Origin of the sequence: Kosakonia sp. S42, assembly GCF_016624785.1 — a bacterium.
Classification (GTDB): Bacteria; Pseudomonadota; Gammaproteobacteria; order Enterobacterales; family Enterobacteriaceae; genus Kosakonia; species Kosakonia cowanii.
In genome coordinates, this window is sequence record NZ_JACVTW010000078.1 from 1 (window position 1) to 1,280 (window position 1,280).

General features: G+C 46.4%; 1 pseudogene. It reads left to right on the forward strand.

What is annotated here, in order from left to right:
* Nucleotides 1–183 precede the first annotated feature (183 nt).
* Nucleotides 184–1,162: pseudogene (locus IAE50_RS25615) on the forward strand (ISNCY family transposase); the annotation flags it as partial.
* Nucleotides 1,163–1,280 lie beyond the last annotated feature (118 nt).

Here is a 1,280-nt window from a genome sequence, read left to right on the forward strand (position 1 = left end):
CCACCGGCTGAATATGAAAACCTATATTATCAACGGCTCAGAAGTGTCTAGATTATCCGTGGCGATTCATTGTGTTAACACCAAGCGATTCTGTCGTAGTCGCAAATTACCAAGAGAAATTGACGGTTAATTAGTAACCGTGTTCTTTGAATGTTTTGTTTGTACATTCGAGGAACGCTAAGGATGATCACGTTGAACTCCAAAGCCCAATTGACCGTGGATGTCATTGCAAAAGTGACTGAGCATAAAATCACTATTGCCAATGCCGCTAAGCTCCTCAATAAATCCAGACGTACCATTGAACGCTATCTCCAGCGCTATCGAGATAAGGGACTTCAGTTTGTTGTTCATGGCAACGCCGGGAGTAAACCGGCGAATAAAACGCCGGATATTTTAAAACAGCAAGTTCAGGCGCTTATCCGTGAAAAATACTATGACCTGAATTTGCAGCATCTCGCTGAAATGCTGCAAACCAATGAACACATCGTTGTGAAGCGTGAAACACTGAGAAAATGGGCACACGATATTCATCATGTAAAACACGCAAAGCGCAGGCGAAGTTGGGTCCACAAACTCAGGGAGCGAATGGAAGCGCCAGGGTTGATGCTGCAAATAGACGGCAGTACACACCGTTGGTTTGGCAATAATAAATCCTGTCTGATTGCGATGATCGATGATGCCAACAGCGATATTCACGCTGAATTCTTCCCGTCAGAAACCACCGCAGGCTGCCTGAAAGTTATGCGCTCAGTTATTGAGAAGTACGGCGTGTTTAAGACCTTGACGTTGACCGGGCGGGTATCTTCGGTGGCCCCAAACGTTGCAACTTCTCCCGGATGCAGCGGGCTTGTGAGGAATTGGGTATCGAAATCATCTTTGCCAGCTCACCACAGGGTAAAGGGCGTATTGAGCGTGCCTTCGATACCTTGCAAGACCGGTTCATACCAGAGCTGAGGCTGCACAATATTATTGATATGGCGGGTACCAACAGCTACCTTCAGCATGTGTTTATACTGCAGTTCTGGCGCAAAAAAATGACGGTCAAAGCAAGAGGCACACTAACCTTGATGATATCTGTATCACCAGGGTTTACCGCAAGATCCGTAATGACCATACGTTCAGCTACGGCAACAAATTCTACTTCATCGAATCACCGATAAAACGTAAGCGTAAAGCGTGAACCGTCTGGTCATAATCTGATGCATCCGACAAAGTGGTGTCCACCAAATATGATCTGCGCCCCAGATCTTGGACAACCCTATGCAGCTTGCCTTAGCCTA